Genomic DNA, 22,204 nt, shown 5'->3' on the forward strand with positions numbered 1-22,204 from the left:
ACTCCGCTCATAAACTTTTCCGGGTAAAGGCCAGAACCTGGTCATTGGCCACCGGAATCAACTCCGGATGCCGCCAACCGACCACCTCTCCAACACCGACTACCAGCAGTCCTCCCGGTGCCAGGCGCTCGGCCAGGCGGTTGAGGATTTCGCGACGACGCCAGCGACGGAAATAGATCAGCAAGTTCTGACAGAAAATAACGTCCATGCCGGATATCGGCGCTGAGGCCAGATCCAACACGTTGAGCCTGGCGTAGCACACACGCGATGCCAGACTCGGAAGTATTTGAAAACGTCCAGCAGCCAGCGGCTGGAAATAAGCGCCCTGCAACGACTCGCTCAGTTGGCTCAGACGCGCAGAGGCATATATGCCTTCGCGAGCCCTGGCCAATGCGCTCAGACTGATGTCCGTTCCGGTTACGCCGAAGCGCCCTTCGTGGACAGAGCCCTTCAGCACCTCGACCGCGCAGATAGCCAGCGAAAACGCCTCTTCGCCACTCGAACATCCCACGCTCCACAAGGCCAACGGCTGCGACAACCCGCCCATCAACCGCGCGGAAAGATATTCACTGAGCACATCGAAGGAGGGAGGGTGGCGAAAGAACCGAGTTTCCTGAACCGTCAGACGATCCATCAGAGTCGCCCACTCCACCGCGCCGCGGGGACCCTCGGTGACCTGCCGATAGTAACTGGCGTAGTCGGCCATACCGATTTCCCGCATGCGCGCCGTCAGGCTTGTCTGCAGAAACGCACGGCGCTGCTCGGAGAGGACCATACCGGTACGCTCTTCGAGCAAGGCCTGCCAATTCTGGAATTCCGCCGACGACATCTCGGCCAAGGGCTTCAATGTCCAGGCACCGCCCGCCTGCATACGCTGCCCCTCACTCATGCTCTGCGGCGGCAGCTAATGCTGCCGCCGGGCTCGTCAAGTCAGGCCTTGTCCGGCGCATCCGGCAAGGTGAAGCCGGAGACGGAACGACGCATCTCACTCGCCATCTTCGCCAGGTTACCAATGCTCCGTGCGGTGGCAGTGGTACCGGACGACGTCTGCGAGGTGATCTCCTGAATGACGTTCATGGTGTTGGAAATATGGCCGGCCGAGGATGCTTGCTGGCGGGCGGCGTTGGAGATGTTCTGGATCAGCGCTGCAAGGGTCTTCGATACTTTCTCGATCTCTTCCAGTGCCACCCCGGCGTCTTGCGCCAGACGGGCACCGCGAACCACTTCGGAAGTGGTCTGTTCCATCGAGATTACCGCTTCGTTGGTATCGGTCTGAATCGTCTTGACCAGCGCCTCGATCTGCTTGGTCGCAGCAGAGGAACGCTCTGCAAGGCGCTGTACTTCGTCCGCTACCACCGCGAAGCCTCGGCCCGCGTCACCCGCCATCGATGCCTGAATCGCCGCGTTAAGTGCGAGGATGTTGGTCTGGTCAGCAATGTCGTTAATCAGGCTTACGATGTCACCGATCTCCTGGGACGACTCACCGAGGCGCTTGATTCGCTTGGAGGTGTCCTGGATCTGCTCACGGATGTTATCCATGCCGGTGATGGTGTTGTGCACCACCTCATTACCCTTGTTCGCGATCGCTACCGACCGCTCCGCTACCGCCGACGATTCGGAGGCGTTGGCCGATACCTGGTCAATGGAGACCGCCATTTCGTTGATCGCCGCAGAGGCCCCGGCAATTTCCTGGGCCTGGTGCTCCGAGGCCTCGGCCAGGTGCATGGCTGTCGCCTGCGTTTCCTGGGCAGCGCCCGCCACCTGTACTGCGGTCTGGTTGATGGTCTCTACCAGGTCGCGCAGTTGGTCAATGGAGTAGTTGATGGAGTCCGCGATCGCACCGGTGAAGTCCTCGGTAACTGTCGCCGTCACCGTCAGGTCACCGTCCGCGAGGTCGGCGATTTCGTCGAGCAGACGAAGAATGGCCGCCTGGTTACGCTCGTTCTTTTCAGCGGTTTCGCTTAGGCGGCGACGGGTCTCCTGAACCATGACCAGGCCGATCAGAATGATCGAGGCCAGTGCCAGAGCGCCCAGCACGTAACCACCCAGGGTATTGATGTAACGGCCAGCAGCACGCGCTTCGAGCTTGACGGTGAGATCGGACGCCTTAGCCAGCAGGCTCTGGGAAACGTCGAAAATGGTATTTGCCGACTCGCGCACCTGGAACAGTTCGGGCGACGTTTCGAGAATCTCGTCCACCGAGCCGGAAACGAACTGGAACAGATCGGAAATTTCGCGCAGACGGTCCAGAGCTTCTTCGTCGGCGACGCGGGTGATGCCCATTGCGGCGTTGCCTTCAAGCATCGCGGTCAATACTCGACCGAACAGACTGGCGTCACGACCGAACATGTCCGCGGCCTGTACCGAAGCCTGGTCACCGGCCAGCACCTTGTTTACCGAGCCCAGGATACGTTCGGCAAGAAGCGACTGACGCTGGGCAACGGAAACCTGGGAGGCAGGCGCACCGGTCTCCAGCAGAATGTCGACCACTTCCTCGTACTCGACCTGCAGCTGCGGAACGGTTTCGGCCAGCGTGGTGGCTACTTGGTGCAGCGAGAGTACGGTCTGCTCACTGGCCAGAATCGCGTCCGCGTTCTGACGCAAGGTATCCCAGTCCAGTTGCACCGCTGCAGTTTCGGCCTGAAGCGATTCCGGGGCTGCGGGAAGACCAATGCTTTCGTCACCTTGAACCAGATAGGCCCAGCGCTGCTCGAAGTCGTTACGCGCATCCTTCAGCGAGGCGAAAGCCTCGGGAGTACCGGTAGCGGCTTCCACGGCGTTGGTTGCGATGCGCTGGGAAAGAACCCGCAGCTCGCCGGCGTGACTGATGTATTCGTTGTCGTAGTTTGTCTGAGTGTTGACGTAGGCGAAGTTCGCGAACAACAACACGATGGAAGTGATCAGAGCGATGAACAGCCCCGCGACCAGCGTATTGCTACGCATCCCAGCTAAAAGCGCACTTGCATTAAATTTAGTCATTACCTGGCCCCCGCCTGGACCACCCTACGTTTCCAGCAAAACCAAAAGGCCGACTTCGCCGACCCACCTAAATCAAAAAGCGACGTCCAGGAATTCCTGGTGCAACGCCAACGCATGAGGACTGAACACCAGCCAGGGCTGTTCACGCTGGAACACACCATGAATGAAGGGCTGAATCGTCGCTTCCACCGGAGGCAACTGCTCCGAGAAAGTGTCGATCGGGAAGTGCTGCATGCCGTACACCTCGTCAACGGTCAAACCGGCAAAGACTTCCTGATGATCCACTACCAACACTCGCCGCTGCTTGCGCAACGGCGACAATTCCAGACCGAAGTAGCCGCACAGATCCATCACGGGCAGCAGCCTGCCACGAACGTTTGCCACACCCTTTACCCAGGTTTTAACGCCTGGCAACAGCGTGTAACGTGGCTCATGCAAGACCTCGCCGACCTCCCCCATCGGCGCCACGAACAACCGGCCGCCCATACGGAAACCGATCCCTCCCCAGGTTTGCACGGCTTCCTGCTGCGAGGGCAGGCCGGCCGCGAGGGCGCGGCAACGGTTGTCGATTCCCAGAAGACGCTGGAAAGGCGTTTGCTTGTCCGACATGTACGGCCCAGTTTCCCTTGTCCGAGTGTTAGCTGATCCCTGATATCAGCCCAGCACGGACTTGAGGGTTTGCAGCAGCGTCGCCTCGTCCACCGGCTTGGTCAGGTAATCCTTGGCACCTTGGCGCTTGCCCCAGACCTTATCGGTTTCCTGATCCTTCGTGGTCACGATGATCACGGGAATGTGACTGGTTTCAGAATCTTTCGTCAGCTGGCGCGTGGCTTGAAAACCATTGAGCCCGGGCATGACGATATCCATCAGAACCACGTCGGGTTTTTCCTGACGAGCGATCGCGACGCCGTCAGCACCATTTTCCGCCTTGAGGACCTGATGACCGTGCTTTTCCAGCATGGCGGTCAACTTGTACATTTCGGTCGGGGAATCATCAACAATCAGAACGCGAGCCATTTTTTCTCCCTAGGAAGGCGTCAGCGGCTTAAGCCGTACTCAGGATGCTTGCTCCACCGGGGCAAAATCAGGCACATGTGCCTTGATGGCGCTTAGCAACTCTTCTTTACTGAACGGTTTGGTCAAATACTGATCCGAACCCACGATACGTCCCTTCGCCTTGTCGAACAGACCATCCTTGGAGGACAGCATGATGACGGGCGTGGATTTAAACGCACTGTTGTTCTTGATCAGGGCACAGGTCTGATAACCATCCAGCCTGGGCATCATGATATCGACAAAAATGATGCCGGGATGAGTGTCGGCGATCTTTGCGAGCGCGTCGAAGCCATCCACTGCCGTTATGACATCACAACCTACTTTTTTCAGCAGGGTTTCCGCGGTGCGACGAATCGTTTTCGAATCGTCGATCACCATGACCTTCAAGCCCTCGGAGTGCTGTTCCATTTCGCCCTACCATCGCCTCGGTGAGTCGTTGTTTATCGTTATGCCAGTGCGCCAGAGGCCCTGCCACCGATGGGCTGCACCCATTCGACGGACCTTTTTAGCACACTATACAAGCGCAAGCTATCGAGCCTGGCAGCTCAAGGTTTATCCTTGACCCAGCCCGCAGCCAGCGCCAATCTGCGGTGTCATTCTAAGCCCGCGACAGACACGCTGCCGCATAGCCGGAGATTACTTCATGACCATTCGCGTCGGGATCATCATGGACCCTATCGCGCAGATCGCCTTCAAGAAAGACAGCTCACTGGCGATGCTCCTGGCTGCCCAGGAACGCGACTGGTCGCTGCTCTACATGGAGCAACGCGATCTTTATCAACTGGGCGGCGAAGCCCGGGCCAGAATGCGCCCGCTGAAGGTGTTCAACGACTCACAACGTTGGCATGAGCTAGGCGAAGAAGCAGACACGGGCCTTGCGGAACTCGATGTCATCCTCATGCGCAAGGACCCCCCTTTCAACAGCGAGTACGTCTACGCGACGTACTTGCTGGAGCTGGCCGAGAAGGCCGGCACGCTGGTGATCAATCGTCCGCAAAGCCTAAGGGACTGCAACGAGAAATTCTTCGCCACCCAGTTTCCACAATGCACTCCGCCGACTCTGGTTAGCCGACGTGCAGACATTCTGCGCGACTTCGCAAGAGAGCAGCGTGACATCATTCTCAAACCCTTGGATGAAATGGGCGGCGCGTCGATCTTCCGCCATCGCGAGGGCGACCCGAATCTGTCGGTGATCCTCGAGACCCTGACGTTGCACGGCGAGCGCCAGATCATGGCGCAGCGGTACATTCCCGAGATCAAGGACGGCGACAAACGCATCCTGATGATCGACGGCGAACCGATTCCGTATTGCCTGGCACGCATTCCAGCCGCCGGGGAAACCCGCGGAAACCTGGCCGCTGGAGGTCGCGGCGTCGCCCAGCCGCTTTCCGACCGAGACCGCGAGATCGCCGCCATCGTCGGGCCTGAGCTGCGCAAACGCGGCCTGGTCTTCGTCGGCCTTGATGTCATCGGCGACTACCTGACCGAAATCAACGTCACCAGCCCGACCTGCATTCGCGAAATCGACAATGCCTTCGATACCCGCATCGGCAGCGCCCTGATGGATGCGATTGCAAAAAAGCTCGACGTCCGCCGCTAGATCCCGTCACTTAGTTCTCGCGCGCGCTGCCGGCGCGCGAACTCACATCGACCCGGGCGCGCATGTGCGAAGCTGCCGCCTGGTTCATAGACTTTTGGTTTTCCCCTCGGCAGACTGCGCGGCATCCGAACCGACCCTGATACGCGATGAACGCAGCCATACGCCAACCAGCCCCTCAAGCCACCGGCATCCGCCCGGCGGACCGGCTCGGCTTTACGCTTTTCCTGGCGGGCGTGGTGCACGCCGCGCTGATCCTCGGCCTTGGCTTCAGCCTGGCCGAGCCGAGCCAGATAAGCAAAACCCTGGAAATCACCCTCTCGACGTTCAAGAGCGAGGAAAAGCCCAAGGAAGCCGATTTCCTCGCACAGGACAACCAACAGGGCAGCGGCACCCTCGAGCACAAGGCATCACCGAAGACCACCGAGCAGGCGCCGTTCCAGGATAACGAGATCCGCAAGGTCACCCCCGCGGCCGCGCCGCCGAAAGCGACTCGCGCCGAAGCACCCAAGGCGGCGGTCACTACCCGCTCGCCGCAGCCAGAACGCGCACCGGTCAAGCAGGAGCAGACCAAGCCGCAGCCGGAAAGCCCGCCGGCACCTGTATTCGACAGCTCGCAATTGAGTTCGGAAATCGCGAGCCTCGAAGCCGAACTGGCCCGCGAGCGCGAACAGTACGCCAAGCGCCCACGGGTGAGCCGACAGAACAGCGCGGCGACCATGCGCGATATCAGCGCCTGGTACCGCGACGAGTGGCGCAAGAAGGTCGAGCGCATCGGCAACCTCAACTACCCGGACGAGGCCCGACGCCAACATATATATGGCAGCCTGCGCATGCTGGTGACGATCAACCGTGACGGCACGGTGCACGAACTGCAGGTTTTGGAGTCCTCCGGGCAGGCAGTGCTCGACGAGGCCGCCATGCGCATCGTTCGGCTGGCCGCACCGTTCGCTCCGTTCACCGGTGAACTGGCGCAGAGCTTCGACCAGGTAGAAATCATCCGCACCTGGCGCTTCGAGCGCGGCGATCGCCTGTCCAGCCAGTGATTGCGGCGCAGGCCGCACGAGACGGGCCCCGCCCTCGGATCGTCTACTGGCTTGCCGCCTGCCGCGCGAAGACCGAAACTAGGTGCCATGAAGATCTCCTCGCCAAGCTACCTCAAGCACCACTTTCTGATCGCCATGCCCCACATGGGAGATCCGAATTTCGCACAGACCCTCATTTATCTGATCGAGCACAGCGCAGACGGCGCGATGGGCCTGATCGTCAATCGCCCCAGCGGACTCAGCCTTGCCGACGTGCTCGAACAGTTGCGCCCCGACGAGCCGCCCGCGGCCCTGTGCCAGAGCCTACCGATCTTTAGCGGCGGACCGGTTCAGACCGACCGCGGCTTCGTCCTGCACCCGAACGATTGGCAATTTCAGGCGACCCTGTCTCTGGGCGAGCTTGCGATGTCCACCTCCCAGGATGTGCTGTTCTCGATCGCCGACGGCCAGGGGCCCGAACGCCACTTCATCGCGCTCGGCTATGCCGGCTGGGAAGCCGGGCAGATCGAGGCGGAGCTTGCCGACAACGCCTGGCTGACCTGCCCGGCGGACGACAGCATTCTTTTCGATCTCCCCTACGATCAACGACTACAGGCCGCCGCGGCGCGACTGGGCGTGAATCTCAGCCTGCTGACCGCTCAGGCGGGCCACGCATGAGCGCGCTGCGCCTGCTGCTCGGCTTCGACTACGGAACCCGCCAGATCGGTGTCGCCATTGGCCAGCCCATCACCGGCCAGGCCCGCGAACTGTGCGTGCTCAAGGCCCGCGACGGCATCCCCGACTGGAACCAGATCGAAGCACTGATCCGTGAGTGGCAACCAGACGCACTGGTCGTAGGCCTGCCGTTGAATATGGATGGCTCGGCCAGCGCCATGAGCGCCCGCGCAGAAAAGTTCGCAAGGCGCCTCAATGGTCGCTTCAACCTGCCGGTACACACTCACGACGAACGCCTGACCACCTTCGAAGCCAAGGGCGAGCGGCTCCGCCAGGGCCAGTCGGGCAACTACCGCGAACGGCCGGTCGATGCCCTGGCCGCGGCCCTTCTGCTCGAAGGCTGGCTAGCAGCGCAGTCCGCTCCCTCTCCCCTTCCCAAGGAGCACCCATGAACCTTCCCCGTCCCGAGCAGCTTCTCCCGGAAATGGCCGCTGCGCTCGATCATCACCTGGCCCGCCGCGAGATCCTCGATCCCCACTTCATCGGCATCCGCACCGGTGGCGTCTGGGTCGCCCAGGCGCTCATGCAGGCCAGCGGCCGCGACCAGCCGCTTGGCATTCTCGATGTCTCCTTCTACCGCGACGATTTCACTCAGAACGGCCTGCATCCACAGGTGCAGCCTTCGGAGCTGCCGTTCGAGATCGAGGGCCAGCATCTGGTGCTGATCGACGACGTCCTGATGACCGGGCGCACCATCCGCGCCGCACTCAACGAACTGTTCGACTACGGGCGCCCCGCCAGTGTGACCCTGGTGTGCCTGCTCGATCTCAACGCTCGCGAGCTGCCGGTCCGCCCTGACGTGGTCGGCGCCACCCTGTCCCTGGCACCGGAGCAGCGGGTAAAATTGCTCGGCCCGACGCCGCTTGCCCTCGAGCTTCAGGCCCTCGCCCCCGCCTCCAACTGAGATCACGCGATGACGCCCACCGACGCCAAGCGCCCGCTGCAACTTAACGACCTCGGTCAGCTGCGCCATTTCCTCTCGCTCGACGGCCTGCCCCGCGAGCTGCTGACCGAAATCCTCGACACGGCCGACTCCTTTCTCGAAGTCGGCAACCGATCGGTGAAGAAAGTACCGCTGCTGCGCGGCAAGACCGTCTGCAACGTGTTCTTCGAAAACTCGACGCGTACCCGTACCACCTTCGAGCTCGCGGCCAAGCGTCTTTCGGCGGACGTCATCACCCTTAACGTGTCGACCTCCTCGACCAGCAAGGGCGAAACGCTCACCGACACCCTGCGCAATCTGGAGGCCATGGCAGCCGATATGTTCGTGGTCCGTCACGCAGAGTCGGGCGCCGCGCATTTCATCGCCGAGCACGTCTGTCCCGATGTCGCCGTGATCAACGGTGGCGACGGGCGCCACGCGCACCCGACCCAGGGCATGCTCGACATGCTCACCATTCGCCGCCACAAGGGCAGCTTCGAAAACCTCTCGGTGGCCATCGTCGGCGACATCCTGCATTCGCGTGTCGCCCGCTCGAACATGCTCGCGCTCAAGACCCTGGGCTGTCCGGACATTCGCGTCATCGGCCCGAAAACGCTCCTGCCGATCGGCCTGGAGCAGTACGGTGTGCGCCTGTTCAACGACATGAGCGAGGGCCTGCGTGACGTCGACGTGGTGATCATGCTGCGCTTGCAGCGCGAGCGCATGCAGGGCGGGATGCTGCCGAGCGAAAGCGAGTTCTATCGACTCTACGGCCTCAGCACGCAGCGCCTGGCTCAGGCGCGACCCGATGCCATCGTCATGCATCCGGGCCCGATCAACCGCGGCGTGGAAATCGAATCGGCGGTGGCTGACGGCACGCAGTCGGTCATTCTCAATCAGGTTACCTACGGCATCGCCATCCGCATGGCGGTGCTGTCCATGGCCATGAGCGGACAGACCGCGCAGCGCCAACTCGACTCCGAGGAGCAGAAGTGATGCCCGTTCAGATCCTCGGCGCCCGCCTGATCGACCCCGCCAGCGGACGGGACGAAGTCACCGACATCTATCTGCAGGACGGCAAGGTGGTCGCCATCGGCCAAGCACCGGCGGGCTACGAGGCCGCTACCTCGATCGATGCACAGGGGCTGGTGGCTGCGCCAGGCCTGGTCGACCTCAGCGTGGCGCTGCGCGAGCCCGGTTACAGCCGCAAAGGCAACATTGCTAGCGAGACGCTGGCCGCCGCCGCTGGAGGCATCACCAGCCTCTGCTGCCCACCCTATACGCGTCCGGTGCTGGACACCCCGGCAGTGGCAGAGCTCATCCTCGACCGAGCGCGCGAGTCGGGACACGCCAAGGTCTATCCGATCGGCGCACTGACCCGTGAGCTGGCAGGCGAGCAACTGGCCGAACTGGTCTCGCTACGCGATGCAGGCTGCGTCGCCTTCGGCAACGGGCTGCGCGAGTTCGCCAACAGTCGCAATCTGCGCCGCGCACTGGAATACGCCGCCACCTTCGACCTCACCGTGGTCTTCCACTCCCAGGATGCCGATCTTGCCGAGGGCGGACTCGCCCATGAAGGCCCGGTCGCCAGCTTTCTCGGGTTGGCCGGCATTCCGGAAACGGCGGAAACCCTGGCACTGGCGCGGCACCTGCTGCTGGTGGAGCAGGCGGGAGTACGTGCGCACTTCACCCAACTGACCAGCGCACGCGGCGTGCAGATGATTGCCGATGCCCAGGCGCGGGGCTTGCCGGTGACCGCCGATGTGGCGATGTACCAGTTGATCCTCACCGAAGAAGCCCTGCAGGGCTTCTCCAGCCTCTATCACGTGCAACCGCCGCTACGTAGCCGCGCGGACCGCGAGGCGCTGCGCGAGGCGGTCAAGCAGGGTGTCGTCTCGGCTATCTCCAGCCATCATCAACCCCATGAGGCAGATGCCAAGGAAGCGCCCTTCGGCGCCACCGAGCCCGGCATCAGCAGCGCAGAGATCCTCCTGCCGCTGGCCCTGACGCTGGTCCAAGACGGACTGCTCGACCTGCCGACCCTGCTTGCTCGTCTGAGCAGCGGGCCGGCCGCCGCCCTGAACCTGCCCGCGGGACAACTGTCCCAGGGCATGCCGGCCGACCTGGTGCTGTTCGACCCGACCAGCTCCACGCTGGTGGGCGAAACCTGGCTGTCGAAGGGCCGTAACTGCCCGTTCCTCGGCCATTGCCTGCCGGGCGCGGTCCGCTACACCTTGGTGGACGGCCGTATCAGCTATCGCCGCTGATCGGATAGCCAACCTGCTCAGGAGCGCGCAACGCGCTCCTGAGCTTCAGGTGCGCTGGGCGTTGCGAACCGAAATCTGAGTGTTGAGCGTCCAGAAGTCGTAGAGCACGCCGATGAAGAACAGGCCGCCGGTGCACAGGTAGAGGATGCCGGTGATCCACTTGCCCTGATACATCCGGTGCACCCCGAAAATCCCGAGAAAGGTCAGCAGGATCCAGCCGATGTTGTAGTCCAGAGGCCCGGCGGTGAACCGCAGGTCCGCCTCGCGATCCATCGCCGGGATCAGGAACAGGTCGATGATCCAGCCGATGAACAGCAACCCCAGCGTGAAGAACCAGATGGTGCCCGTGACAGGCTTGCCATAGTAAAAGCGGTGCGCGCCAAGAAAGCCGAATATCCAGAGCAGATAACCGATGACCTTGCTGTGGGTGTCCTGTCTTTGCATGTGTGTCCTCCTGGAGGAAAGGGAAAAGCGACAGATCAGACCCTGCCCGGCCGTCGTCGATCCGACAAATAGGAGCCAAGTAGACTTGCCCGAACGCAGGCCAGGCAAGATACTGTATATAAATACAGTTAGCGGTCTTCGTCATGGAACTCATCGACAAGCTCACGGTGCTCGCCGACGCCGCCAAGTATGACGCCTCCTGCGCCAGCAGCGGAGCACCCCGGCGCAGTTCGAAAGACCGCAATGGGCTCGGCGCAACCGATGGCACAGGAATTTGCCATAGCTTCACGCCCGACGGTCGCTGCGTCTCGCTGCTCAAGGTCCTGCTGACCAACTTCTGCCTGTACGACTGCCAGTACTGCGTGAACCGCCGCTCCAGCAACGTGCCGCGCGCCCGCTTCACGCCGGAGGAGGTGGTACGCCTGACGCTGGATTTCTACCGGCGCAACCTCGTCAGCGGCTTGTTCCTGAGCTCGGGCATCATCCGCTCGGCCGACTACACCATGGAACAGCTGACCCGTGTCGCCAGGCTGCTACGTGAAGAGCACGAGTTTCGTGGCTACATTCATCTCAAGACGATCCCCGACGCCGCCCCGCAGCTGATCGCCGAAGCCGGGCGCTACGCGGACCGGTTGAGCGTGAACGTCGAGTTGCCCACCGAAGACGGGCTGACACGCCTGGCGCCGGAAAAGAGCGGAAGGACCATTCGCCAGGCCATGGGGCAGATCCGCCTGGGCGTCGAAGAAGCCGAGGGTGAGCGCCGCGCCCCGTCGTTCGCGCCAGCCGGCCAGAGCACGCAGATGATCATCGGCGCAGACACCACCGACGACAGCATCATCCTGCACACCGCCCAGCGCCTCTACGGCGCCTACGGCTTGAAACGCGTCTACTACTCGGCCTTTAGCCCGATCCCGCAAAGCCCGAACTCGGTGCCGCTGCAACCGCCACCGCTGTTGCGCGAACACCGCCTCTACCAGGCGGATTTCCTGCTGCGCGGTTATGGCTTCAGGGTCAACGAACTGCTCGACGGCCCGGGCAACCTGCCCCTGGACATCGATCCGAAGCTTGCCTGGGCACTGAACCACCGCGAGCAGTTCCCCCTCGATTTGAACCGCGCCGAGCCGATGCTGATCGCGCGGGTACCCGGCATCGGCGTGCGCAATGCCAAACGGCTGGTCGAGCTGCGCCGTGAACGACGGATTCGCTATGCCGACCTGATTCGCCTGCGTTGCGCCATGGACAAGGCCAAACCCTTCATCGTCACCCAGGACTATCGCCCCCGGGAGGCGACGCTGGAGTCGTCCGTGCTGCGCCGCCAGCTTAGTGACCAGCCGGCGCAGATGGCGCTGTGGTGATCAGCTCGTTCGATGACTGGCGCCAGGAGGCCAGGCGCCTGGTGCTGGCCGGCGTCGCGCCACACGAAGCGGACTGGCAGGGCAACACAGGGCTGCTTGACGGCCTGTTGGATGCGACGGGCAGCGGCGACCCACCGAGGACGCTACGCATCCCGCGCGCCCTCCCCGAACTACTGGCCAGCGCTGCGCGCTTTCGCGCCGAGGATCGCTGGGCGCTGCTGTACCGCGTACTCTGGCGCGTCGTGACAGGTGACCGAAGTGCGATTCTCGCCGGCGACAGCGACGGCAGCGAGCTGCACCGGCGCATCAAGGCGGTACGTCGCGAAGCTCATCACCTGCATGCCTTTCTGCGTTTTCGTCCCTGCCAGGCGACCGAGGTCGAGTTCATCGCCTGGCACGAGCCGGCCCATGAGGTGCTGGACCTGGGCGCGGAGCATTTCATCGGTCGCATGGGCCGGACTCGATGGGCTATCGCGACCCCTGATGGCGCAGCCTGTTTCGATGGCCACGCGCTGCACTATCGGCACCCCTGCCCGCCAGCACTGACGCGACTGGCCAAGGTGGTCGACGAGCGCGGCGATGCGCTGTGGCAGACCTACTACCAGAGCACGTTCAACCCGGCGCGACTGAACGAAAAGGCCATGCGTGGGCATATGCCGGTGCGCTTCTGGCAGCACTTGCCGGAGGCACGCCTGATCCCGCAGATGGTCAGCGAGGCCCGGGCCGGACAACAGCGCCTGGCACAGGCTGCGGACGTCGGTGAACGCGACGGCAAGGCGGTCTTGATCGCCCGTGAGCGGGCTCAGCCCGCGCGCCCGACCACTAGCGCCCTGCAGGATTGTCAGGCCTGCGCGATCTGGCGCAACGCCACCTGCGCCGTGCCCGGCGAAGGCCCGCAGCAAGCATCGATCATGCTGATCGGCGAACAGCCCGGTGACCTCGAGGACTTGGCTGGCCGCCCCTTCGTCGGTCCGGCGGGACAGGTACTGAACGACGCATTGCTGGCAGCGGGACTCGAGCGGGACGCGCTCTACCTGACCAATGCGGTCAAGCATTTCAAATGGGAGCCCCGCGGCGGTTCCACCAGCCGAGGCGCCACGCGCCTGCACGCTACACCCAAGCCCGCCGAGATTCAGGCCTGTCGCCCCTGGCTGGACGAAGAGTTGAACCGGATACGCCCGCGGGTCGTGGTTGCGCTCGGCCGCACGGCGCTGGCGTCCGTGCTGAAAATGCATGACCCGCAGCGCATCCGCCTGGCCGATTTCGGCGGCCAGGCGATACGTCACGAGCACTTCTGGTTATTGGTGGCGCCTCACCCGGCAGCGATCCTGCGAAGCCGAGGAGACGCCGAGGTGCGGCTCGCCGAACTGGTCGCCGCCTTGGAGCAGGCGAACCGGCTGGCGCACGAGGCTTAGCGGAAGCTGCGGCCCGGGTCCTCGTCGCTGACTTCCAGGCTCAGCCCCTGGGAGACGCTGGTCAGGTGCTCGCCGTCGGTTTCCGAACCGAGCTTGATCATCAGGCGCAGATCGTTTGCCGAGTCGGCGTAGAGCAAGGCGTCTTCATAGGTGATTTCGCCCTGTACATAAAGGTTGTACAGCGCCTGGTCGAAGGTCTGCATGCCGAGTTCGGTGGAGCGCTTCATGAGCGCCTTGAGCTCGTGGACTTCGCCTTTGCGAATCAGGTCGGCGGCCAGCGGGGTGTTGATCAACACCTCGATCACCGCTCGACGGCCCTTGCCGTCCGGGGTTGGAACCAGCTGTTGGGCGACGATGGCCTTGAGGTTCAGCGAAAGGTCCATCCACACCTGGTTCTGTCGATCGGCGGGGAAGAAGTTGATGATCCGGTCCAGCGCCTGGTTGGCGTTGTTGGCGTGCAGAGTTGCCAGGCACAGGTGGCCGGTCTCGGCGAAGGCCACGGCGTGGTCCATGGTCTCGCGGGTCCGTACCTCGCCGATCAGGATCACGTCCGGCGCCTGACGCAGAGTGTTCTTCAGCGCCACCTCGAACGACTCGGTATCGATGCCGACTTCGCGCTGGGTGACGATGCAGCTCTGGTGCTGGTGGATGTATTCGATCGGGTCCTCGATGGAGATGATATGCCCGCTCGAATGCTTGTTGCGGTAGCCGATCATGGACGCCAGCGAGGTCGACTTGCCGGTGCCGGTAGCGCCCACGAAGAGCACCAGCCCGCGCTTGGTCATTGCCAGCTTCTTCAGCACGTCGGGCAGCTTGAGGTCGTCGATGGTAGGGATGTTGGTCTCGATGCGACGCAGCACCATGCCTGCAAGGTTGCGCTGGTAGAAGGCACTGACGCGGAAGCGGCCGATACCGCGGGCGCTGATGGCGAAATTGCACTCGTGGTTTTCGGTGAAATCCCGACGCTGCGCCTCGTTCATCACCCCGTGCACGGTTTCACGGGTCTGCTCCGGCGACATCGCGTTCTTGGTCACGGGCATGATCTTGCCGTTGACCTTCATCGACGGCGGAACGCCAGCGGTGATGAACAGGTCGGAACCGCCCTTTTCCACCATCAGGCGCAACAGTTTTTCGAATTCCATCGGTGTACTCGCAATCGTCTAGCGAAACCGCCGCCGCAGCGGCAAACCCTTCGCCCGCAGGCGCGTAGGGGTTAGAAATTTTCCGGCGTCTTGGCCTTTTCCTTGGCACTGTCGCGGCTGATGAGCCCTTTTGCCAGCAATCCTTTGAGGCAGGCATCGAGCGTCTGCATGCCAATCGAACCGCCGGTCTGTATCGACGAGTACATCTGGGCGACCTTGTCTTCGCGGATCAGGTTTCGAATGGCCGGTGTGCCGATCATGATTTCGTGTGCCGCGACTCGCCCACCGCCGACCTTCTTGAGCAGCGTCTGCGAAATGACCGCCTGCAGCGATTCGGAAAGCATGGAGCGGACCATGGATTTTTCTTCGGCGGGAAAGACGTCGACGACACGGTCGATGGTCTTGGCGGCCGAGGTGGTGTGCAGGGTGCCGAACACCAGGTGGCCAGTTTCCGCCGCGGTCAGTGCCAGACGGATGGTTTCCAGGTCGCGCATCTCGCCGACGAGGATGATGTCCGGGTCTTCACGCAGCGCCGAACGCAGAGCTTCGGAAAAGCCGAGGGTGTCGCGGTGCACTTCACGCTGGTTGACCAGGCACTTCTTGGACTCGTGAACGAATTCGATCGGGTCCTCGATGGTGAGGATGTGGTGGTACTTGGTGCTGTTGAGGTAGTCGAGCATCGCCGCCAGGGTGGTCGACTTGCCCGAACCGGTCGGGCCGGTGACCAGCACCAGGCCGCGCGGCACATCGGTGATCTTGCGGAACACTTCGCCCATCCCCAGGTCTTCCATGGTCAGCACCTTGGAGGGAATGGTCCGGAATACCGCGCCCGAGCCGCGGTTCTGGTTGAACGCGTTGACGCGGAAACGCGCCACACCGGGCACTTCGAAGGAGAAGTCGGTCTCGAGGAACTCTTCGTAGTCCTTGCGCTGCTTGTCGTTCATGATGTCGTAGATCAGCGCGTGCACCTGCTTGTGATCCAGCGGCGGCAGGTTGATCCGGCGCACATCGCCGTCGACGCGGATCATCGGCGGCAAGCCGGCGGAAAGGTGCAGGTCCGACGCACCCTGCTTGGCGCTGAACGCCAGCAGCTCAGTGATATCCATGGGACTCCCCAATTACAAGCAAGCAGGTAGAATGCCGCGCAGACCATGAGGCGGCGGGCGCAGGTAATGTCCACGATAGCAACGAATATTGCAAAGGTCGGAGCGCGCATCCGTGAGGCGGCGCAAGCATCGACGCGAGAAGCAGAATCGGTGGGCCTGCTGGCGGTCAGCAAGACCCAGCCGGCCGAGGCGATCCGTGAAGCGTTCGATGCCGGCCTGAGGGACTTTGGCGAGAATTACCTGCAGGAAGCGCTGGAAAAGCAGGCGGACCTCGCCGACCTTCCCCTGCGCTGGCATTTCATCGGCCCGATCCAGTCGAACAAGACCAAGGCCATCGCCGAGCATTTCGACTGGGTGCATTCGGTCGACCGTCTCAAGATTGCCCAGCGTTTGTCCGAGCAGCGCCCCGACGCGCTCGGGCCTTTGAATATCTGCATTCAGGTCAACGTCAGCGGCGAAGCGAGCAAGTCGGGCTGCTCGCCCGAGGCGGTCGCCGCGCTGGCCGAGACGATCGCTACGCTGCCCCGCCTGCGCCTGCGCGGGCTGATGACCATCCCGGCACCTACCGAGAACCCTGTCGAACAGCGTCAGGCCTTCGCTCGCCTGCGCCGGTTGAAGGAAACCCTGGGGGCCGACCTCGACACCCTGTCCATGGGCATGAGTCAGGATCTGGAAGCCGCCATTGCCGAGGGCGCGACCTGGGTCCGCATCGGCACCGCCCTGTTCGGCGCCCGAGAGTACGGGCGCTCCGCATGAATAAAGGAAAGCAATCGATGACTCAACCCCGCATCGCCTTCATCGGTGCCGGCAACATGGCCGCAAGCCTGATTGGCGGCCTGCGCGCCGAGGGCGTTCCGGCCGATGCCATTCGCGCCAGCGACCCGGGCGCCGACAAGCGTGACGCTATGAGCCGCGAACACCGCATCGAAGCCTTCGCCGAGAACCGCGACGCCGTCGCCGGCGCCGACATCGTCGTGCTGGCGGTCAAGCCCCAGGTGATGCAAGAGGTTTGCCGCGCGCTGGCCGAGCACCTGGAACCACAGACGCTCGTCGTTTCGATCGCCGCCGGGATCAGCTGCGAAAGCCTGCAGCGTTGGCTCGGCGCAAGCCGTCCGATCGTTCGCTGCATGCCCAACACACCGTCGCTGCTGCGCCAAGGTGTCAGCGGCCTGTTCGCCAATCCGCAGGTCAGCGCGGCGCAGCGCCAGCAGGCCGAACGGCTGCTGTCCGCCGTGGGCCTGGCCTTGTGGCTGGACGATGAAAACCTGATCGACGCGGTGACTGCCGTGTCGGGTAGCGGTCCAGCCTATTTCTTCCTGATGATCGAGGCGATGACCGCTGCCGGCGAAGCCCTCGGCCTGCCCCGCCAGACCGCCGAACAGCTAAGCCGGCATACCGCCCTGGGCGCTGCGCGGATGGCCTGCGAGAGCGAGGTCGATGCAGCAGAACTGCGACGCCGCGTCACCTCCCCGAACGGCACCACCGAAGCCGCGATCAAAGCTTTCCAGGCTGGCGGCTTCGAATCCCTGGTACAACAGGCCCTGAACGCCGCCGCACGGCGCTCGGTCGAACTGGCCGAGCAGCTGGGCCGCTAACAAGGAGTCATTGATGATTGGACTGAACACCGCGGCTATCTACGTCCTGCAGACGCTGGGTAGCCTCTATCTGCTGATAGTGCTGCTGCGTTTCATCCTGCAATTGGTACGTGCCGATTTCTACAACCCGCTGAGCCAGTTCATCGTGCGCGCGACCCATCCGCTGCTGCGCCCGCTGCGTCGGATCATTCCCAGCCTGGGCGGGCTCGACCTGGCGTCGCTGGTACTTGCCGTCCTGCTGCAGATGCTGCTGATGGCGCTGACCCTGCTGCTGGCCTACGGCACTACCGGCAATCCCATGCAGTTGCTGGTCTGGGCGATCATTGGCGTGACGGGGCTATTTCTGAAGATCTTCTTCTTCGCGCTGATCATCAGCGTGATCCTGTCCTGGGTCGCTCCGGGTAGCCACAACCCCGGCGCGCAACTGGTCAATCAATTATGCGAACCGCTGCTGAGCCCGATCCGTCGCATATTGCCGAGCCTGGGCGGGCTCGACCTGTCGCCAATCTTCGCATTCCTGGCACTGCGCCTGCTGGACATGATGGTGATCAACAACCTGGCCGCCATGACTCATATGCCAGATACCCTGCGTCTGTTGATGTGAGACGACCGCCCGACCGGTCGATTTGCCCTTTGGGTGCTCCGGCCGGTCACCGCAATTGACCCCGCGGCGATTCATCGCATAATCGCCGCATCATAAATTGCCGGCACCAGGTGAGCATGGAACGTCTCGATCAGCAGGTGGATGCCTACGTAACCTGGAAGCGTGATCTTATCCGCGAGGTCACCCGCTACCGTAGCTGGCTGGCCCACAACCGGCTCAACTCCGAAGGGGTCGAAGCCCGTCTGGAACGCGCGCTCAAACTGCTGCGCACCGACCACATCACCCTCGCGTTCGTCGGCGAATTCTCCCGGGGCAAGACCGAACTGATCAACGCCCTGTTCTTCTCCGGATTCGGCCAGCGCATGCTGCCGTCGAGAGCAGGTCGCACCACCATGTGCCCGACCGAACTGTTCTTCGACCCGCGTTCGGAACGTTCCTATATCCACCTGCTGCCGATCGAGACGCGACTGGGCGAGACCAGCATCGCCCAGCTCAAGCGATCGCCCGAGCAGTGGACCAACATTGCACTCGATCCGACCGATGCCGACAACATGGCCGAGGCGTTCGGCCAGGTGGCACTGGTCAAGCCGATGCCGGTGGAGCAGGCGATCCAGCTGGGCTTCGATCCGGCCATGCTGGAAAGTGCCGGCATCGAAGGCAAGGTCCTGGTTCCGGCCTGGCGTCACGCCCTCGTCAATTTCGATCATCCGCTGCTGCGTCAGGGCCTGCGTATTCTCGACACGCCGGGACTCAATGCATTGGGTAGCGAGCCGGAGTTGACCCTTTCGATGTTGCCCAGCGCCCAGGGCGTCATCTTCATGCTGTCGGCCGACACCGGCGTCACCGCGAGCGACATGGAAATCTGGCAGCAACACATCCGTCGCCTCGACGAGACTACCCAGGGCGCCCTGTTCGCCGTGCTGAACAAGATCGACGTGCTCTGGGACGACCTGGCGGGCGAGGTGTTCATGCAGAACGCCATTCACCGCCTGCGCGGCCACACTGCCAAGCAGCTGGGCCTCGAGGACGAGGACGTGTTGCCGCTATCGGCCAAGCAGGCCCTGCTGGCCAAGGTCCGCGGCGACAAGGCACTTCTCGAACGCAGCCAATTGGCCGAGCTGGAAAAACTGCTCTGCGAGCGCATCATCGCGCAGAAGGAACGCCTGCTCGAAGACCGCGTCATCAAGCAGGTCCTGGCCCTCCTGCAGAACAGTCAGCACGTACTCAGCCTGCGCCTGGAAAAGGTTTGCGAGCAGCGCGATCTGCTCGCCAGCCATCAGCAGGACAACGGCCAGATGCTGCTCGAGCTCACCGCCCGTACCCGCGAAGATCACGACCTGCACCACAAGCAGCTGCTCGGCCTGAAGACCAATCAGCGGCTGATCAAGCGCCAGGGCGACCTGCTGTGTGCCGCCATTCGCACCGAGCGACTCGACCAGAGTCTGGAAAAGCTGCGCCAGCGGTTGACCGGCAGCCTGACCACCATCGGCATCAATCTCGGCATCCTGCAGTTCTTCCGCTCCGTGGAGCTGGATCTGGGGCTGCTGGAGCAGGAGGCGGAACTGGCCAACAAGATGGTCTCGGCCGTCTATCGCCGGCACAACGAGGAGAATCCGCTGCGCGCGGTCGATGCGCCGCTGTTCAATCTCAAGCCGTATCAGCGCGAGCTGAAAAAGCTGCACGGCAAGGCCGACCAGTTCCGCCTTCAGCTCAAGACCCTGCTGACCGAGCAACAGATCCTCACCCGGCGCTTCTTCGCCACACTGGTGCTCGAAGTGGTCGCCCTGCATCGTAGACTGCGCCAGGAAGCCGAGCAGTGGGCCAACGAAGCGCTGGCGCCACTGCTGCAACATTCGCTCGAGCACAAGCAGCAGCTCGAAACCCACATGTTCAAGCTCAAGGCCCTGGCCCAGGAAACCCAGCAGGCCAGCCAGCGTGGCCAGCTGCTGACCCGCTACAGCGGCGAGCTCGAAGAGCAACTGGCAGTCGCCAACGACATCCAGCGCGCGCTGCGTCGCCCCGCGCCGCAACAACGCCAGGCCAAGGTGGTGAACCTGAACGCTCACTTCGCCGCCAACTGAACCGGCTGCCGAGCGCGGGCCGCCGCACCCCGTGGCGACACGGTGTGCGGCGGCGCAGCCATCGATACTGGATGAATTGAAGCGCGCTTCCCTTTAGACTTTGCCGCCTTCTTCTTGCGAGACAGGGTCGATGCCCACTGCCATTCCAGACGACTCCGTCGGTCTGGTGAGCCCGAAGGTCGAGCATTTCGCCGATCCTCTGGCGCTCGCCTGCGGCCGCACACTTGCCGATTACCAGCTGATCTACGAAACCTACGGCACGCTCAACGCCGAGCGCAGCAATGCCGTGCTGATCTGCCACGCGTTGTCCGGACACCATCACGCCGCCGGTTACCACAACCCGGAAGATCGCAAGCCCGGCTGGTGGGACAGCTGCATCGGCCCCGGCAAGCCGATCGACACCGAGCGCTTCTTCGTGGTGAGCCTGAACAACCTGGGCGGCTGCAACGGCTCGACCGGCCCCTGCAGCCTCAATCCGGCCACCGGCAAGCCCTACGGCGCGGATTTCCCGGTGATCACCGTGGAAGACTGGGTGCACAGCCAGGCGCGCCTGGCCGATGCCCTGGGCATCGACCAGTGGGCCGCGGTGGTCGGTGGCAGCCTCGGCGGCATGCAGGCGCTGCAGTGGACCATCAGCTACCCCGAGCGCGTGCGGCACTGCCTGGCGATCGCCTCGGCGCCCAAGCTCTCGGCGCAGAACATTGCCTTCAACGAAGTGGCTCGCCAGGCGATCCTGTCCGATCCGGAATTCCACGGCGGACACTTCCACGAGCAGGGCGTGATTCCCAAGCGCGGGCTGATGCTGGCGCGCATGGTCGGTCACATCACCTACCTGTCCGATGACGCCATGGGCGCCAAATTCGGCCGCGGACTGAAGAGCGACAAGCTCAACTACGATTTCAACAGCGTCGAATTCCAGGTCGAAAGTTACCTGCGCTATCAGGGCGAGGAGTTTTCCGGGCGCTTCGATGCCAACACCTACCTGCTGATGACCAAGGCGCTCGATTACTTCGACCCGGCCGCCGCCCACGACGACGACCTGGCCGCCACACTGGCCGTGGCGAAGGCCGACTTCTGCGTGATGTCCTTCACCACTGACTGGCGCTTCTCGCCGGAACGCTCGCGCGAACTGGTCGAGGCCCTGATCGCTGCTGGGAAGAACGTCAGCTACCTGGAGATCGATGCGCCCCAGGGCCATGACGCCTTCCTGATGCCGATTCCGCGCTACCTGCAAGCCTTCCGCGGTTACATGAACCGCATCGCCGTTTAAGGACCTCACATGCGAGCCGATCTGGACATCATCCAAGACTGGATACCGGCGGGCAGCCGCGTGCTCGACCTCGGTTGCGGCAGCGGCGAGCTGCTGGCCTGGCTGCGCGACCACAAGAACGTCAGCGGCTACGGGCTGGAGATCGATCCGGGCAATATCGCCGCCTGCGTGGACAAGGGCGTCAACGTGATCGAGCAGGACCTGGACAAGCTGCTCGGCAACTTCGCCAGCGACAGTTTCGACGTGGTGGTCATGACCCAGGCACTGCAGGCGGTGCACTACCCCGACAAGCTGCTCGAAGAGATGCTGCGCGTCGGCCGCGAATGCATCATCACCTTTCCCAATTTCGGCCACTGGCGCTGCCGCTGGTACCTGGCGAGCAAGGGACGCATGCCGGTTTCGGAATTTCTTCCTTACACCTGGTACAACACGCCGAACATCCATTTCTGTACCTTCGAAGACTTCGAAAACCTCTGCCGCCAGCTGAAGATCACCGTCAAGGAACGCCTTGCGGTCGATCGCGAGCATCGCCACGGCTGGGCCAGCAAACTCTGGCCGAACCTGTTCGGCGAGATCGGCATCTACCGCGTCAGCCGGCCGCAGCCATGAAC

General features: G+C 63.0%; 23 protein-coding genes. 15 read left to right on the forward strand and 8 right to left on the reverse strand.

Going from position 1 to position 22,204, the window contains the following annotated elements:
- Positions 1-7: 7 nt before the first annotated feature.
- The 5 genes from G7026_RS09855 to pilG form a co-directional block, all read right to left on the reverse strand.
- On the reverse strand, positions 8-871 hold the full coding sequence (locus G7026_RS09855; RefSeq protein ID WP_181070596.1) for a CheR family methyltransferase: 864 nt from the start codon (positions 869-871) through the stop codon (positions 8-10).
- A gap of 59 nt (positions 872-930) precedes the next feature.
- Entirely contained in the window at positions 931-2,979 is a 2,049-nt protein-coding gene (locus tag G7026_RS09860; RefSeq protein WP_181070597.1) for a methyl-accepting chemotaxis protein, read from the reverse strand.
- Positions 2,980-3,051: 72 nt separating this feature from the next.
- Entirely contained in the window at positions 3,052-3,588 is a 537-nt protein-coding gene (locus G7026_RS09865) for a chemotaxis protein CheW (protein WP_181070598.1), read from the reverse strand.
- A gap of 45 nt (positions 3,589-3,633) precedes the next feature.
- On the reverse strand, positions 3,634-3,996 hold the full coding sequence (pilH, locus tag G7026_RS09870) for a twitching motility response regulator PilH (protein ID WP_181070599.1): 363 nt from the start codon (positions 3,994-3,996) through the stop codon (positions 3,634-3,636).
- 39 nt (positions 3,997-4,035) lie between these two features.
- The gene (pilG, locus tag G7026_RS09875; RefSeq protein ID WP_181070600.1) at positions 4,036-4,443 is read right to left on the reverse strand and encodes a twitching motility response regulator PilG; all 408 of its coding nucleotides are present in this window, start codon (positions 4,441-4,443) and stop codon (positions 4,036-4,038) included.
- 235 nt (positions 4,444-4,678) lie between these two features.
- On the opposite strand from pilG, the gene gshB reads away from it, so the two are divergent.
- From gshB to G7026_RS09910, 7 genes are all read left to right on the forward strand, one after another.
- Entirely contained in the window at positions 4,679-5,635 is a 957-nt protein-coding gene (gshB, locus tag G7026_RS09880; RefSeq protein WP_181070601.1) for a glutathione synthase, read from the forward strand.
- A gap of 146 nt (positions 5,636-5,781) precedes the next feature.
- Positions 5,782-6,678, forward strand: coding sequence for an energy transducer TonB (locus G7026_RS09885; RefSeq protein WP_181070602.1), 897 nt, complete (start codon positions 5,782-5,784; stop codon positions 6,676-6,678).
- An 87-nt stretch (positions 6,679-6,765) separates the two neighbouring features.
- Positions 6,766-7,335: a YqgE/AlgH family protein gene (locus G7026_RS09890; RefSeq protein WP_181070603.1), complete on the forward strand. Its 570-nt coding sequence runs from the start codon at positions 6,766-6,768 to the stop codon at positions 7,333-7,335.
- Positions 7,332-7,784, forward strand: coding sequence for a Holliday junction resolvase RuvX (gene ruvX / locus G7026_RS09895; protein WP_181070604.1), 453 nt, complete (start codon positions 7,332-7,334; stop codon positions 7,782-7,784). The genes G7026_RS09890 and ruvX overlap by 4 nt, the downstream gene beginning before the upstream one ends.
- A complete protein-coding gene (pyrR, locus tag G7026_RS09900; RefSeq protein WP_181070605.1) occupies positions 7,781-8,296 on the forward strand; it encodes a bifunctional pyr operon transcriptional regulator/uracil phosphoribosyltransferase PyrR in 516 nt (171 codons plus the stop codon). Before ruvX ends, pyrR begins: the two co-directional genes overlap by 4 nt.
- 9 nt (positions 8,297-8,305) lie before the next feature.
- Positions 8,306-9,310 (forward strand): aspartate carbamoyltransferase catalytic subunit, encoded by a 1,005-nt coding sequence (locus tag G7026_RS09905; RefSeq protein ID WP_181070606.1) that lies wholly within the window; start codon positions 8,306-8,308, stop codon positions 9,308-9,310.
- Positions 9,310-10,581, forward strand: coding sequence for a dihydroorotase (locus G7026_RS09910; RefSeq protein WP_181070607.1), 1,272 nt, complete (start codon positions 9,310-9,312; stop codon positions 10,579-10,581). The genes G7026_RS09905 and G7026_RS09910 overlap by 1 nt, the downstream gene beginning before the upstream one ends.
- A 45-nt stretch (positions 10,582-10,626) precedes the next feature.
- Here the strand turns inward: G7026_RS09910 and G7026_RS09915 are convergent, their stop codons facing one another.
- Entirely contained in the window at positions 10,627-11,025 is a 399-nt protein-coding gene (locus G7026_RS09915) for an NINE protein (protein ID WP_181070608.1), read from the reverse strand.
- 143 nt (positions 11,026-11,168) lie between these two features.
- Here G7026_RS09915 and G7026_RS09920 point away from each other — a divergent pair, with 143 nt between their 5' ends.
- Both G7026_RS09920 and G7026_RS09925 read left to right on the forward strand, forming a co-directional pair.
- The gene (locus G7026_RS09920) at positions 11,169-12,380 is read left to right on the forward strand and encodes a putative DNA modification/repair radical SAM protein (RefSeq protein WP_181070609.1); all 1,212 of its coding nucleotides are present in this window, start codon (positions 11,169-11,171) and stop codon (positions 12,378-12,380) included.
- On the forward strand, positions 12,377-13,795 hold the full coding sequence (locus tag G7026_RS09925) for a UdgX family uracil-DNA binding protein (RefSeq protein WP_308811775.1): 1,419 nt from the start codon (positions 12,377-12,379) through the stop codon (positions 13,793-13,795). Before G7026_RS09920 ends, G7026_RS09925 begins: the two co-directional genes overlap by 4 nt.
- Here the strand turns inward: G7026_RS09925 and G7026_RS09930 are convergent.
- Together G7026_RS09930 and G7026_RS09935 are read right to left on the reverse strand one after the other, a co-directional pair.
- Positions 13,792-14,937: a PilT/PilU family type 4a pilus ATPase gene (locus G7026_RS09930; protein ID WP_181070611.1), complete on the reverse strand. Its 1,146-nt coding sequence runs from the start codon at positions 14,935-14,937 to the stop codon at positions 13,792-13,794. The two genes, G7026_RS09925 and G7026_RS09930, sit on opposite strands and share 4 nt — an antisense overlap.
- Before the next feature lie 71 nt (positions 14,938-15,008).
- Entirely contained in the window at positions 15,009-16,043 is a 1,035-nt protein-coding gene (locus G7026_RS09935; RefSeq protein ID WP_181070612.1) for a type IV pilus twitching motility protein PilT, read from the reverse strand.
- 66 nt (positions 16,044-16,109) lie between these two features.
- On the opposite strand from G7026_RS09935, the gene G7026_RS09940 reads away from it, so the two are divergent.
- From G7026_RS09940 to metW, 6 genes are all read left to right on the forward strand, one after another.
- Entirely contained in the window at positions 16,110-16,799 is a 690-nt protein-coding gene (locus G7026_RS09940) for a YggS family pyridoxal phosphate-dependent enzyme (RefSeq protein ID WP_181070613.1), read from the forward strand.
- A 17-nt stretch (positions 16,800-16,816) separates the two neighbouring features.
- Positions 16,817-17,638, forward strand: coding sequence for a pyrroline-5-carboxylate reductase (proC, locus tag G7026_RS09945; protein WP_181070614.1), 822 nt, complete (start codon positions 16,817-16,819; stop codon positions 17,636-17,638).
- A 13-nt stretch (positions 17,639-17,651) separates the two neighbouring features.
- Positions 17,652-18,242, forward strand: coding sequence for a YggT family protein (locus G7026_RS09950; protein WP_181070615.1), 591 nt, complete (start codon positions 17,652-17,654; stop codon positions 18,240-18,242).
- A gap of 110 nt (positions 18,243-18,352) precedes the next feature.
- Entirely contained in the window at positions 18,353-20,323 is a 1,971-nt protein-coding gene (locus G7026_RS09955) for a dynamin-like GTPase family protein (protein ID WP_181070616.1), read from the forward strand.
- Positions 20,324-20,453: 130 nt separating this feature from the next.
- Positions 20,454-21,593 carry a homoserine O-succinyltransferase MetX gene (gene metX, locus G7026_RS09960; RefSeq protein WP_181070617.1) on the forward strand — a complete coding sequence of 380 codons (1,140 nt, stop codon included), beginning with the start codon at positions 20,454-20,456 and terminating at the stop codon, positions 21,591-21,593.
- Positions 21,594-21,602: 9 nt separating this feature from the next.
- Entirely contained in the window at positions 21,603-22,202 is a 600-nt protein-coding gene (gene metW, locus G7026_RS09965; RefSeq protein WP_181070618.1) for a methionine biosynthesis protein MetW, read from the forward strand.
- Positions 22,203-22,204 lie beyond the last annotated feature (2 nt).

The sequence above is a fragment of the Stutzerimonas azotifigens genome (assembly GCF_013522725.1).
GTDB classification, from domain to species: domain Bacteria; phylum Pseudomonadota; class Gammaproteobacteria; order Pseudomonadales; family Pseudomonadaceae; genus Stutzerimonas; species Stutzerimonas azotifigens_A.